Origin of the sequence: Nitrobacter sp. 62-13, assembly GCF_001896955.1 — a bacterium.
Taxonomy (GTDB): domain Bacteria; phylum Pseudomonadota; class Alphaproteobacteria; order Rhizobiales; family Xanthobacteraceae; genus Nitrobacter.
This window is the reverse complement of sequence record NZ_MKRN01000019.1, coordinates 1-13,014: the sequence shown is the minus strand read 5'-3', so window position 1 is coordinate 13,014 and position 13,014 is coordinate 1. Positions and strand designations below refer to the sequence as shown.

Genomic DNA, 13,014 nt, shown 5'->3' with positions numbered 1-13,014 from the left:
GATCGGTTAGAACCCGAGCCATCCCGCCGGCCAAGAGACCCGCTTCATGTCCGATGCCTCCCAAATCAGCCCGCTCGATCAGGCTCGAATGCTGTCCGAGGCGCTGCCGCATATGCAGCAATATGACGAGGAAACCATCGTCATCAAATACGGCGGCCATGCCATGGGCTCGGAGGATGTCGCGCGGCGGTTCGCCCGCGACATCGTGCTTCTGGAACAGACCGCCATCAATCCGGTGGTGGTGCATGGCGGCGGTCCGCAGATCGCCACCATGCTGCAACGGCTCGGCATCAAATCGGAGTTCGCGGCCGGCCTGCGCATTACCGACGCCGCGACCATCGAGATCGTCGAGATGGTGCTGGCCGGTTCGATCAACAAGCAACTGGTCGGCTACATCAACGAAGCCGGCGGCAAGGCGGTCGGGCTCTGCGGCAAGGACGGCAATATGGTCACCGCCTCGAAGGCGACGCGGACCATGGCCGATCCGGATTCGAACATCGAGAAGGTCGTCGATCTCGGCTTCGTCGGCGAACCCGACAACGTCGACCTGACGCTGCTGAACCAGTTGATCGGCCACGAACTGATTCCGGTCCTGGCGCCGCTGGCCACATCGAAGGACGGCCAGACCTTCAACGTCAATGCCGATATCTTCGCCGGCGCGGTGGCCGGCGCGCTGAAGGCCAAGCGGCTGCTGCTGCTGACCGACGTTCCCGGCGTGCTCGACAAGTCGAAGACCCTGATTCCGGATTTGTCGATCAGCGACGCGCGCAGGCTGATCGCCGATGGGACCATTTCGGGCGGCATGATCCCCAAGGTCGAAACCTGCATCTACGCGCTCGAACAGGGCGTCGGCGGCGTCGTCATCATCGACGGCAAGACCCCCCATGCGGTGCTGCTCGAACTCTTCACCGACCAGGGCACCGGAACGCTGATCCACAAGTGACCGACGCGCGATCCCAGCAGCGGCGCGGCTTCGCCCACATCGACACCTGGGTGTTCGATCTCGACAACACGCTTTATCCGCATCACGTCAATCTCTGGCAGCAGGTCGACGCGCGGATCAGCGAATACATCGGGCAGTTTCTCAACGTCGATCCGATCGAGGCCCGGCGCATCCAGAAGGATTACTACAAGCGCTTCGGCACCAGCATGCGCGGTATGATGACCGAGCACGGCGTTTCCGCCGACGACTATCTCGCTTACGTCCATCAGATCGACCACTCGCCGCTTGAGGCCAATCCTGCGATGGGGTCGGCGCTCGAAAGGCTGCCGGGCCGCAAGCTGATCCTGACCAACGGCTCGACCGCTCACGCCGGCAAGGTGCTGGAGCGGCTCGGCTTCGGCCACCACTTCGAGGCCGTGTTCGACATCATCGCGGCTGAGTTGGAGCCGAAGCCGTCGCCGCAGACCTATCGCCGTTTTCTCGAACGGCATCACGTCGATGCCGCAAAGGCGGCGATGTTCGAGGATCTGGCGCGCAACCTCGCCGTCCCGCATCAACTCGGCATGACCACCGTGCTGGTCGTGCCGGACGGCACCCGGGAGGTCGTGCGCGAGGATTGGGAGATGGAAGGGCGCGGCGCGGCGCACGTCGACCACGTCACCGACGATCTGGCCGGGTTTCTGGCAGGGTTGACAGCCCGCTCGGCTTGACAGGTCCGTCGCCGTAAGGGAACACGGCGCTGACAACCACAATCGCGTAGTAGAGCCGCAGGAAATCCGATGTCCCCCGCTTCCCTTGAGTCCGCCATCAACGCCGCCTTCGACGCTCGCGACACCGTCACTCCCGCGACCAAGGGCGAGGTGCGCGATGCCGTGGATCAGGCGCTCGGCCTGCTCGACAAGGGCGAGGTCCGTGTCGCCGAGCGCGCAGCTGACGGCAAGTGGACCGTCAATCAGTGGCTCAAGAAGGCCGTGCTGCTGTCGTTCCGCCTCAACGACATGACAACGATCCCCGGCGGTCCGGGCAAGGCCGCGTGGTGGGACAAGGTGCCGTCGAAATTCGAGGGCTGGGACGAGAAGAAGTTTCGCGACGCCGGTTTCCGCGCCGTGCCCGGCGCGATCGTGCGCCGCTCGGCCTTCATCGCGAAGAACGCGGTGCTGATGCCGTCGTTCGTCAACCTCGGCGCCTATGTCGACGAGAGCACGATGGTCGACACCTGGTGCACGGTCGGCTCCTGCGCCCAGATCGGCAAGCGCGTCCACATCTCCGGCGGCGCGGGCATCGGCGGCGTGCTGGAGCCGCTGCAGGCCGGGCCTGTCATCATCGAGGACGATTGCTTCATCGGCGCGCGCTCGGAGGTGGCGGAGGGCGTGATCGTGCGTAAGGGCGCGGTGCTGTCGATGGGCGTGTTCCTCGGCGCCTCCACCAAGATCGTCGACCGCGAAACCGGCGAGGTCTTCATGGGCGAAGTGCCGGAATACGCCGTGGTGGTGCCGGGGGCGCTGCCGGGCAAGCCGTTGAAGAACGGCCAGCCCGGTCCGTCCACCGCCTGCGCGGTCATCGTCAAGCGCGTCGACGAGCGCACCCGCTCCAAGACCGGCATCAACGAACTGCTGCGGGACTAGCGGAGTGAATTTGACATTCGCTATCTGCGTTGCAGCAAATCCGGCGAGCGAATGTCAAATCCAGAACTCCACTGGAAACTTAACAGTTGCTAGTGGTCCTTTGCTTCTAACATTTGCAGAAATTCCTGCCGCAACGGGGTACAAATGTTAAATCGGACCACTGTAGCATGATCCCGACCCAAAGGGCCGCGTTAGCGCAAAGTGGGAACCGGTTTTCGGATGAGGTCATGCTGCATCAATAACGGACCACCTATGGCCGCCGACGCTTTCTCAATCGCCCGTGATCTCGTCCGCTGCCGGTCGGTGACGCCCGCGGATGCCGGCGCGCTCGGCGTGATCGAGACGCTGCTCAAGGCAACCGGGTTCGAGGTGCATCGCGTCACCTTCAGCGAACCGGGCGCGGCCGACATCGACAATCTCTATGCCCGCATCGGCACGAGCGGTCCCCACATCGCATTCGCCGGCCATACCGATGTCGTGCCTCCTGGCGACGAATCGGCGTGGACCCACGACGCATTCGCCGGCGAGGTAAAGGACGGCTGCCTCTACGGGCGCGGCGCGGTGGACATGAAGGGCGGTATCGCCTGCAGCGTCGCCGCCGCGCTGGATTATCTCGCGGCGCATGGCGGCCAGCCGGGACGGGATGGCAACGGCTCGATCTCGTTCCTGATCACTGGCGACGAGGAAGACATCGCCGTCAACGGCACCGTCAAACTGATGAAATGGGCAGCCGCGCGCGGCGAGAAATTCGACCACTGCGTGCTCGGCGAGCCCAGCAACGTCGCGGAGCTTGGCGATTGCATCAAGATCGGCCGCCGCGGCTCGCAGTCCGGCACGCTGGTTGTCGATGGCGTGCAGGGCCATGTCGCTTATCCGCACCGCGCGTCAAATCCGATTCCGGACATCGCCGCGCTGATCACCGCGCTGGTCAGCGAGCCGCTGGATCAGGGCAGCGCCCAGTTCCAGCCGTCGAATCTGGAGTTCACCTCGGTCGATGTCGGCAATCCCGCGACGAACGTGATTCCCGGGCAGGCGCGCGCGAAGTTCAACATCCGCTTCAACGACCATCACAATCAGGAATCGCTGCGCGCGCTGATCGAGGCGCGTGTCGCCAAAGCTTCAGGCAACCGCGTTCGAACCCGCATCATCTGGGAACGCTCGAATGCCGACGCGTTCGTGACCAGACCGGGTCCGTTCACCGATCTCGTGGTCGCGGCGATTGAGGAGGTCACCGGCCGCAGACCTGAACTGAACACCGGCGGCGGTACGTCGGACGCGCGCTTCATCAAGGACTATTGCCCGGTGATCGAATTCGGCCTTGTCGGCCAGACGATGCACCAGATCGACGAGCGAACGCCGGTGGCCGATCTCGACAAGCTGACGCGAATCTATCGCGGCGTGCTGGATCGCTATTTCGCATGAGCAGCGAAATCCTCGTGCTCACCGCCATCGAGGACGAACTCGACAAGGCGCGCGCGCCCGACGGCGTCAGGGTGGTCTATACCGGCGTCGGCAAAATCAACGCGGCCAGTGCAACGGTGCTTGCGCTGCTGACGCTGCGCCCGGCGCTCGTCGTCAATTACGGCACCGCGGGAAAGATCAACGAGACGCTGCAAGGTCTGGTGGAAGTGTCCGGCGTGGTCCAGCGCGACATGATGGCGATGCCGCTGGCGCCGCGCGGCCGCACGCCGTTCGCACCGGAGCTCGACCTGTTGAACTCGGGTCAGGCCGGCGTTGTCTGCGGCACCGGCGACAGCTTCGTCACCACGTCGGATGCCTGGTTGATCGAGAACGGGATCGACGTCGTCGACATGGAGCTGTTCGCGATCGCGCAGGTCTGCCGGAGTCACGGCCTGCCGTGGCGTGCGTTCAAGTTCATCACCGACGACGCCAACGATCTCGCGCATCAGGACTGGACCGCCAACGTGAAGGACGGCGAGAGCCTGTTCTGGGAAACGTTGGACCGGATTCGCTCCTAGAGCATGATCCGATCAATTTGAATCGGACCATGCTTTAGAAATTATTGTCCTGTCGCATTTTCTTGCGGCGAACCGGTATCCACTTCGCCGGAAAAGGCTCTAATAATCCACCCGCACCAGATATAGTCCATCTGGCGGGGCGACGGGACCGCAGGCCTCGCGGCGGCGCGCGGCCAATGCGGTGGACAGGTCGTCGGCGCTCCAGCGGCCATGCCCGACCCACACCAATGATCCCACCATCGAGCGAACCTGGCTGTGCAGGAACGAGCGCGCCGAGGTGATGATGGTCACGTTGTCGCCGTTCCGGACGACGTCCAGCTGATCGAGCGTCTTCTCCGGCGATTTGGCCTGGCATTCAGTGTCGCGAAAGGTCGTGAAGTCGTGCTTGCCGATCAGCCGCTGCGCCGCCGCATGCATCGCGTCGGTATCGAGCGGCCGCGCGACGCGCCAGACGTGGCCGACATCGATGGCAAGGTTCGCACGCCGGTTGGCGATGCGATAGACGTAATGCCGCTTGAGTGCCGAGAAGCGCGCCTCGAAGCTGTCGGGCACGATCTCGGCTTCGAGCACGCCGATCGGATGCGGCCGCAGGTGCGCATTGAGCCCGTCGCGCAGCCGGTTCGGCGCGAAGTGCTTGGCGATATCGCAATGCGCGACCTGCGCCAGCGCATGAACGCCTGCATCGGTGCGGCCCGCGCCATGCACGCGGACGTCGTCGCCGCAGATCGCCTTCACCGCCGCTTCCAGCGCGCCCTGCACCGAGGGACCGTTGTCCTGATACTGCCAGCCGCAAAACGGGCCGCCGTCATATTCGATGGTGAGCTTGTAGCGCGGCATCAGATGAGCCGCATGGGCGGCTGAAGCGGCGTGCCGTTCAGAAAGGCGCCGGCCTTCATCGGCGGCTTTCCGGCGCGCTGCAATTCAAGGACGCGGATCGCACCGATCTTGCATGCGATCGTCAACTGGTCGTCAAGCAATTCGCCGGGTTCGCCGGAGCCTTTCGCCACCTCACAACGCAGGATCTTCACGCGCACCTGCTCGCCGTCGAGTGGCATCTCGCACCAGGCGCCCGGAAATGGCGACAGGCCGTGGATATGCCGCAACACGTCGCGTGCAGGTCTGTTCCAGTCGATCCGCGCCTCGGCCTTGTCGATTTTTGCGGCGTAGGTGACGCCGTCGTCGCTCTGCTTCGTCAGTTGCAGTTCGCCGCGCGCCAATGCCTTCATCGCGCGCGCCATGAGATCGGCCCCGAGCGGCGCCAGCGCGTCATGGAGGTCCGAGGCCGTCATCGCATCGGTCACCGCGATCCGCTCGGTCATGGCCACGTCGCCGGTGTCGAGCCCGGCATCCATCTTCATGACCATGACGCCGCTCTCGAGGTCGCCGGCCATGATGGCGCGGTTGATCGGTGCGGCGCCGCGCCAGCGCGGCAGCAGCGAGCCGTGCAGATTGTAGCAGCCGTATTTGGGCGCATCGAGGATCGCCCTCGGCAGGATCATGCCGTAGGCCACGACCACCGCGGCGTCGGCGCCATGAGAACGGAATTCATCAAGCGCTTCCGGCGTCTTCAGTGTTTTCGGCGTCCGCACGGGAATGCCGAGGCGATGCGCTTCCCGCTCAACCGGGCTCGGTTGCAGCTTCATGCCGCGGCCCGCCGGCCTCGCCTCGCGGGTATATACGGCCGCGATCTCATGGCCATCGGCGACGAGCTGCAGCAGGGTCGGCACCGCGAAATCCGGCGTGCCCATGAAGATCAGGCGAAGCGGCATTTTCTGAATTCGTATGCGGTGACGGCCCGCTCTATTTCGCAGCGAGCTTCGCAGCCTTGGTGAACTTCTTCATCACGCGGTCGCGTTTGAGCTTCGAGAGATAATCGACGAACAGCACGCCGTTGAGATGATCGATCTCGTGCTGGATGCAGGTGGCGAAAAGACCCTCGGCATCCTCCTCATGCACGTTGCCGTCGAGATCGGTGAAACGAACCCGCACCCGAGCCGGCCGCTCGACCTCCTCGTAATATTCGGGGATCGACAGGCAGCCCTCCTCGTAGACCGACAGTTCCTCCGACGCCGACAGGATTTCGGGGTTGATGAAGACGCGCGGTCGCGGGTTGAGTTCGCCGTCCTCGTCGCGTCTGGCAAGGTCCATGGTGATGATGCGGACAGGCTGCGCGATCTGGATGCCGGCAAGCCCGATGCCCGGCGCGTCGTACATGGTCTCGAACATGTCGTCGGCGAGCCTGCGGATTTCCGGCGTGACCTTTTCGATCGGTCTGGAAACGAGGCGCAACTGCTTGTCCGGAAGGACGATTATTTCGCGAATAGCCATGCAGGGCGATGTAATCCCCGGGCCTGTCGGGGTCAATCCGCGAGCCGCACCGACCGTCTGGCCCTCATAAGCAGGTCCGTTGAGCTGTCGTTAACTTTAAGTGTTCCCTTTTCGTTCGCGCGCGCGACCGAATCGGTTACAATGGGCGGATGAACGACATCCTTTTCATGCTGGGCGACATGCCGGTGCGGACCGGTGCCGTGCTGATCGGCTTCGGCGCGCTGGCGCTTTTGCTGCTGCTCGTCATCGCGATCGTGATCGCGCGGTCGGGCCGCCGGGGAACCGACATGGCGGTGGCGCAGGCGAGCCGCGCCGACGAGCTGGAGGAACGTCTCATCGATCTGATGCGCTCGCAGGCGGAGGCGACCGGTCGGGTCGATGCCATGGGCAAGGCGCTCGCCGGTCGGCAGGCGGAGATGGCGCGAGCGGTCAGCGACCGGCTCGACTCGGTCACCCATCGGGTCGGGCAGTCGATGGAGCAGACCACGCGCAACACCATGGACAGCCTGCGGGTGCTGCACGAACGGCTCGGAATCATCGACAATGCGCACCAGAACCTGACCGAATTGACGACGCAGGTGACCACGCTGCGCGATGTGCTCGCCAACAAGCAGTCGCGCGGCGCATTCGGCCAGGCGCGGATGGAAGCCATCGTCCAGGACGGCATGCCGAAGGATTCGTTTGCTTTCCAGTACACGTTGTCGAACGGCAAGCGACCGGACTGTGTGATCTTTCTCCCCGATCAGCGGCCGCTCTGCATCGACGCGAAATTTCCGCTGGAGGCGATGACGGCGCTGCACGACGCCCGCAGCGACGACGAAAGGAAGTTCGCAAGCCAGCGGCTGCGCGCCGACGTCATGAAACACGTCGCCGACATCGCCGGCAAATACCTGATCCCGGGCGAAACCCAGGACAACGCGCTGATGTTCGTGCCGTCGGAGTCTGTCTATGCCGAGATCTATGACGCCTTCGACGACGTGATCCAGAAGGCCTATCGCGCCCGGGTCGTGCTGGTGTCGCCGTCACTCCTGATGCTGGCGATCCAGGTGATGCAGCAGCTTCTCAAGGACGCGCGGATGCGCGACGCCGCCGACAAGGTCCGGATCGAGGTCATGAACATGATGGGCGATGTCGAGCGGCTGCGCGACCGCGTCAGCAAGCTCGGCAGCCATTTCGATCAGGTCAGCGAGGATGTCAGGCAGGTGCTGATCTCGGTCGGCAAGATCGGCAAGCGCGCGACAAAGATCGAGGAGCTTGATTTCAGCAAGGACGAGTCTCCCGTGGAGACTCAGCGGGCCGTAAGGTCCGGGGAACCGGAGATGTTTCCGCCGCGACTCGCCCCGAAAATCCAGGCGGGGGAGTAGTAAAGAAGCGAGGGGGAAAGGAGCAGAATCTGCTAGCACTGCGGCATGACTGTTCCGGACGCCACCGCCTCGCCGAAAGAATCCGACGCCGCGCCGCGCGCCTCATGGCGCGAGAGCATTGCGGTCTATCTACAACCGCGCGTCCTCATCGTGATGCTGCTCGGCTTCTCGTCCGGCCTGCCGCTGGCGCTGTCGGGCTCGACGCTGCAGATCTGGATGAAGGAATCCGGCATCGACCTGCGCGCCATCGGACTGTTCGTGCTCGTCGGCACGCCCTACACGCTGAAGTTTCTATGGGCGCCGCTGGTCGATGCCCTGCACATTCCGCTGCTGACACGCCGGTTCGGCCGCCGCCGCGGCTGGCTCGTCCTCTCGCAACTGCTCCTGATCGCGGCGATCCTGCTCCTGGGATCGACCGATCCGGTGAAGGCGCCCTGGCTGGTCGCGCTCGGCGCGCTGCTGGTGGCGGCGACGTCTGCGACGCAGGACATCGTGGTCGACGCCTTTCGCGTCGAGAGCCTGCCGGAAAGCGAGCAGGCCGCCGGCATGGCCGGTTACGTCGCAGCTTACCGCATCGGCATGCTGGTCTCGACCGCGGGCGCGCTGTTTCTGGTCAGCGCGTTCGAGGGCACGGGCCTGGTTCGCGCCTCGGCATGGACGTGGGGCTATGTCAGCATGGCGGCGATGGTCCTGATCGGAACCGTCACCGCGCTGGCGGCCACCGAGCCCGAGCAATCCGTGCAGGCCGAAGCTTCGACGGCCGCGCAAACCGCGTTGACGCGCGTCATGCAGGCCGCGGTCGGCGCATTTTCGGAATTCCTGAGCCGCAAGGATGCGATCGCCGCGCTCGCCTTCATCGTGCTGTTCAAGTTCACCGACGCGTTCTCCGGCAGCATGACCGCGCCCTTCGTCATCGATCTCGGCTTCACCCGCAACGACTACGCCGCCATCGTCAAGGGCGTCGGTCTTGCCGCGACGCTGATCGGTGGTTTCGCAGGGGGCTTCGTGGCGCGGCGCTATTCATTGGCGGCGAGCCTGTGGATCGGCGGCGTTCTGCAGGCATTGGCCAACCTGTCGTTCTCATGGCTGGCGCTGGTCGGCGTCAACCAGTGGGCGCTGGCGGTCGCCATCACCGCGGAGAATTTCACCAGCGCCATCGGCACGGTGATCTTCGTGGCCTACCTCTCGGCGCTGTGCCGCAATCCGCTGCATACCGCCACCCAGTATGCGCTGCTCACGGCGTTGGCCGCGGTCGGCCGGACCTATCTGTCCGCCAGCGCCGGCTTCGTCGCCGAGGCGACCGGATGGCCGCTGTTCTTCGCGATCTGCGTCGTCGCGGCGGTGCCGAGCCTGATCCTGCTCGGCTGGCTGCAGCGGCGCGGGCACTTTGCCGGATTGCAAATGTAGCAGCATCGGCCGTGGCAAACGGCGCGCCTATCTCTTGAGCATGTCCTTCGCCGCGATCAAACCGCCGCCTGCGATCAGCACCGCCGCGCCGGCGAGCGCCGCCGTCGGCTTGGCAAACCCGGCCAGTATCAGGAACGTGGTCGAAAGCAGCGGCGTCGCATAGGCGGCCGCGCCGAGCACGCGGATGTCGCCACGCTTCATTCCGATGTCCCAGACATAGAAGGCGAGGCCGACCGGGCCGACGCCGAGCGCGGCGACCGCGAGCCATTGCGCGCCGCTGTCGGGCCATACCGTCGGCTCCGACAGCATATGCGCGATCGCGGCCAGCGCGGCCGTCGCGAGGCAGAAGCCGGCGACCGCGTCGGTCGGAACCGAGGCCAGCCGGCGCGACAGCACGGAATACGCCGCCCAGACGAACGCCGCGACGAACGCGGCCGCGAGCCCCCGGATCTGGGTCGGTTCGAACGCGATCGAGGTGTTGCCGGCGACCAGCAGCACCGTTCCGGCGAGCCCGAGAAGCGCGCCGATCAGATGATGCGGCGCCAGCCGCTCGCCCGGCAGCAGCGACGAAAACAGCACGATCAGCAGCGGCCAGAGATAGTTCAAAAGGCCGGCTTCCGCGGGCGGCGCCAGCCGCAGCGCGATGAAATACAGCGCGTGATAGCCGAACAGTCCGCCGACCCCGACGAGCCACGCGACCGGCGGCTGTCGCAATGCGCGGACGCCCTGGGGTCGAAACAGCCAACTCGCGCAGCCGGAAAGGCCACCGATCGCAAACGTCATCGCCGCCAGTTGGAATGCGGGAATGCGCCCGGTCGCGACCGCCATGACCGCGAGCAGCGACCACATCAGGATGGCGGTGAGGCCGACGAGCGTGGCGGTGCGGGAGGTCATGAACTCTTCCTTCTCCCCTTGCGGGAGAAGGTGGCGCGGACGAAGTCCGCGTCGGATGAGGGGCCTTCTGTCACGCTGACGCTGTCCCCCTCACCCGGCCGCGCTGACGCGCGCCCCCTAAGAGCGAGCTTCGCTCGTCTCGGCTCCCGCAAGGGGAGAGGGGGAAAAGAAACAGCGTGTCCACACTATGCGCTATTCTTCTTCACGCCAGATATTGCCCGCCATTGATGCTCAGCGTCGATCCGGTGATGAAACCGGCGTCGTCGGAGGCGAGGAACACGACCGCGCGCGCGATTTCCTCGGGCTCGCCGAGGCGACTCGCCGGGATCTGCGGCAGGATGTTCTTCTCGACGACGTCTTTCGGCACCGCCTGGACCATCTCGGTATTGATGTAGCCCGGGCAGATTGCGTTCACGGTAATCCCGGTCTTGGCGTTTTCCAGCGCCAGGGCCTTGGTGAAACCGATGTCGCCGGCCTTCGCCGCGGAATAGTTCACCTGGCCGAACTGGCCTTTCTGGCCGTTGATCGAGGAAATATTGATAATGCGGCCGAACTTGCGCGCGCGCATGCCCTCGATCACCGGGCGCGTCATGTTGAACAGCGAACCGAGATTGGTGTTGATGACGGCGCTCCATTGCTCGAGCGTCATCTTGTGGAAGGCGCCGTCCTTGGTGATGCCGGCATTGTTGACGAGCACCTCGACAGGACCGAGTTCAGCCTCGACCTTCCTGACGCCCTCAGTGCAGGCCTCGAAGGAGGCGACATCCCACTTGTAGACGGGAATGCCGGTCTCGGTCTTGAATTTTTCCGCCGCGGCATCGTTGCCCGCATAACTCGCGCCGACCGTATATCCCGCCGCTTTCAGCGCCTTGCTGATCGCGCCGCCGATGCCCCGCGTTCCTCCCGTCACCAGTGCCACTCGTGCCATTGCGTCGTCCTCCCTGAGAGAAACCGGAATCGTCACCGCCGTTGGAAAGATATTGCAGATAAAAAATGCCCGGCTCGTGACCGGGCATTCCGTGGTCAAAATGAACTGCGGTGACTCGATGTCATCTGAAGCGTCCGCCGCCGCTCAGCCACGCTCGACGCACATGGCGATCCCCATGCCGCCGCCGATGCACAGCGTGGCGAGGCCTTTTTTGGCATCGCGCTTCTGCATTTCGTGCAGCAGCGTCACCAGCACGCGCGTGCCCGATGCGCCGACGGGGTGCCCGAGGGCGATGGCGCCGCCATTGACATTGACCTTCGAGGTATCCCAGCCGAGATCCTTGTTGACCGCGCAGGCCTGGGCGGCGAAGGCCTCATTGGCCTCGATCAGGTCGAGGTCGCCGATGGTCCAGCCGGCCTTCTTCAGCGCGGCGCGCGAGGCCGGGATCGGTCCGGTGCCCATGATTTTCGGGTCGACGCCGGCATGAGCCCAGGAGACGATGCGGGCGAGGGGGCTCTTGCCCTCCTTCGCCGCCTGTTTAGCCGACATCAGCACGACGGCCGCGGCCCCGTCGTTGATTCCGGACGCGTTCGCCGCCGTGACCGTGCCGTCCTTCTCGAAGGCGGGACGCAGCTTGGCGATGGATTCGGCCGTCACGCCGGCCTTCGGATATTCGTCGGTATCGACGACGACCTCGCCCTTGCGGCTCTTGACCGTGACCGGCACGATTTCGTCCTTGAACCGGCCCGCCTTCTGCGCCGCTTCCGCCTTGTTCTGCGAACCGGCGGCGAACTCGTCCTGCTGCTGGCGGGTGATCTGGTATTGGCGGGCGACGTTCTCGGCGGTGGTTCCCATGTGGTAGCCGTTGAACGCATCCCACAAACCATCCTTGATCATGGTGTCGATCAGTTCAACTCCGCCCATCTTCACGCCGCCGCGCAAGTACTGCGCATGCGGCGCCATGCTCATGGATTCCTGCCCGCCGGCGACCACGACGTCGGAGTCGCCGTTGAGGATGGCCTGATAGCCGAGCGCGACCGTGCGCAGGCCCGAACCGCAGAGCTGGTTGACCCCCCAGGCGGGACTTTCCACCGGAATGCCGGCGGCGATCGACGCCTGCCGCGCCGGATTCTGGCCCTGCGCGGCGGTCAGGATCTGGCCCATGATGACCTCGGAGACCCGAGCCGGCTCGACTCCGGCCCGCTCCAGCGCCGCCTTGATGGCGACCGCGCCGAGATCATGTGCGGGCATGGTGGCGAACGCACCGTTGAAACTTCCCACCGGTGTGCGGGCGGCGCTGACGATGACGACATCGTCTGACATGGACACCTCCTGGAGCTTGAGCGACTTGGTATTTCAATATTTGACGACGGCCGCAGCGCCGGCAACCCGTGTCGGACGTTTACCCTGTTAACCTCACGAGAGTGTGTCAATTCCACGAATGGCCGGGAGCCGCGCCCCGGGCATATTCCTGAGCAGTCTCTGTGCTTTGGAATTAACTGGTCCTTCATAAAACGGTAGCCGAAGGCCGCCGAAAGTGCTTACT

The 13,014-nt window shown here is 64.8% G+C and carries 13 protein-coding genes; 7 read left to right on the top strand and 6 right to left on the bottom strand.

Annotated elements, in window-relative coordinates; translation table 11 throughout:
• Positions 1-46: 46 nt before the first annotated feature.
• The 5 genes from argB (at position 47) to BGN91_RS02995 (ending at position 4,547) form a co-directional block, all read left to right on the top strand.
• Complete coding sequence (gene argB, locus BGN91_RS03015; protein ID WP_292610474.1) at positions 47-943, top strand: acetylglutamate kinase; 897 nt, start codon at positions 47-49, stop codon at positions 941-943.
• Positions 940-1,653, top strand: coding sequence for a pyrimidine 5'-nucleotidase (locus BGN91_RS03010; protein ID WP_292610473.1), 714 nt, complete (start codon positions 940-942; stop codon positions 1,651-1,653). The genes argB and BGN91_RS03010 overlap by 4 nt, the downstream gene beginning before the upstream one ends.
• A 69-nt stretch (positions 1,654-1,722) precedes the next feature.
• Positions 1,723-2,568: a 2,3,4,5-tetrahydropyridine-2,6-dicarboxylate N-succinyltransferase gene (gene dapD / locus BGN91_RS03005; protein ID WP_292610472.1), complete on the top strand. Its 846-nt coding sequence runs from the start codon at positions 1,723-1,725 to the stop codon at positions 2,566-2,568.
• Positions 2,569-2,820: 252 nt separating this feature from the next.
• Positions 2,821-3,990 (top strand): succinyl-diaminopimelate desuccinylase, encoded by a 1,170-nt coding sequence (dapE, locus tag BGN91_RS03000; protein ID WP_292610471.1) that lies wholly within the window; start codon positions 2,821-2,823, stop codon positions 3,988-3,990.
• Positions 3,987-4,547 carry a 5'-methylthioadenosine nucleosidase gene (locus BGN91_RS02995; RefSeq protein ID WP_292610470.1) on the top strand — a complete coding sequence of 187 codons (561 nt, stop codon included), beginning with the start codon at positions 3,987-3,989 and terminating at the stop codon, positions 4,545-4,547. The genes dapE and BGN91_RS02995 overlap by 4 nt, the downstream gene beginning before the upstream one ends.
• A 99-nt stretch (positions 4,548-4,646) precedes the next feature.
• Here the strand turns inward: BGN91_RS02995 and truA are convergent, their stop codons facing one another.
• From truA to def, 3 genes are read right to left on the bottom strand one after another with little or no spacing between them, the layout of a single operon-like run.
• Entirely contained in the window at positions 4,647-5,384 is a 738-nt protein-coding gene (gene truA, locus BGN91_RS02990; RefSeq protein ID WP_292610469.1) for a tRNA pseudouridine(38-40) synthase TruA, read from the bottom strand.
• On the bottom strand, positions 5,384-6,316 hold the full coding sequence (fmt, locus tag BGN91_RS02985; protein ID WP_292610468.1) for a methionyl-tRNA formyltransferase: 933 nt from the start codon (positions 6,314-6,316) through the stop codon (positions 5,384-5,386). The genes truA and fmt overlap by 1 nt, the downstream gene beginning before the upstream one ends.
• 31 nt (positions 6,317-6,347) lie before the next feature.
• Positions 6,348-6,875: a peptide deformylase gene (def, locus tag BGN91_RS02980; RefSeq protein WP_292610467.1), complete on the bottom strand. Its 528-nt coding sequence runs from the start codon at positions 6,873-6,875 to the stop codon at positions 6,348-6,350.
• Positions 6,876-7,024: 149 nt separating this feature from the next.
• Between def and rmuC the strand changes: the two genes are divergently transcribed.
• Both rmuC and BGN91_RS02970 read left to right on the top strand, forming a co-directional pair.
• Entirely contained in the window at positions 7,025-8,239 is a 1,215-nt protein-coding gene (gene rmuC / locus BGN91_RS02975; RefSeq protein ID WP_292610466.1) for a DNA recombination protein RmuC, read from the top strand.
• A gap of 45 nt (positions 8,240-8,284) precedes the next feature.
• Positions 8,285-9,646 (top strand): AmpG family muropeptide MFS transporter, encoded by a 1,362-nt coding sequence (locus BGN91_RS02970; RefSeq protein ID WP_292610465.1) that lies wholly within the window; start codon positions 8,285-8,287, stop codon positions 9,644-9,646.
• 27 nt (positions 9,647-9,673) lie between these two features.
• Here the strand turns inward: BGN91_RS02970 and BGN91_RS02965 are convergent, their stop codons facing one another.
• The 3 genes from BGN91_RS02965 to BGN91_RS02955 all read right to left on the bottom strand — a co-directional run bounded on the left by BGN91_RS02965 (position 9,674) and on the right by BGN91_RS02955 (position 12,791).
• Positions 9,674-10,540: an EamA family transporter gene (locus BGN91_RS02965; RefSeq protein ID WP_292610464.1), complete on the bottom strand. Its 867-nt coding sequence runs from the start codon at positions 10,538-10,540 to the stop codon at positions 9,674-9,676.
• Between the two features lie 202 nt (positions 10,541-10,742).
• On the bottom strand, positions 10,743-11,468 hold the full coding sequence (gene phbB / locus BGN91_RS02960) for an acetoacetyl-CoA reductase (RefSeq protein WP_292610463.1): 726 nt from the start codon (positions 11,466-11,468) through the stop codon (positions 10,743-10,745).
• 144 nt (positions 11,469-11,612) lie between these two features.
• Positions 11,613-12,791 carry an acetyl-CoA C-acetyltransferase gene (locus tag BGN91_RS02955; RefSeq protein ID WP_292610462.1) on the bottom strand — a complete coding sequence of 393 codons (1,179 nt, stop codon included), beginning with the start codon at positions 12,789-12,791 and terminating at the stop codon, positions 11,613-11,615.
• Positions 12,792-13,014: the final 223 nt, after the last annotated feature.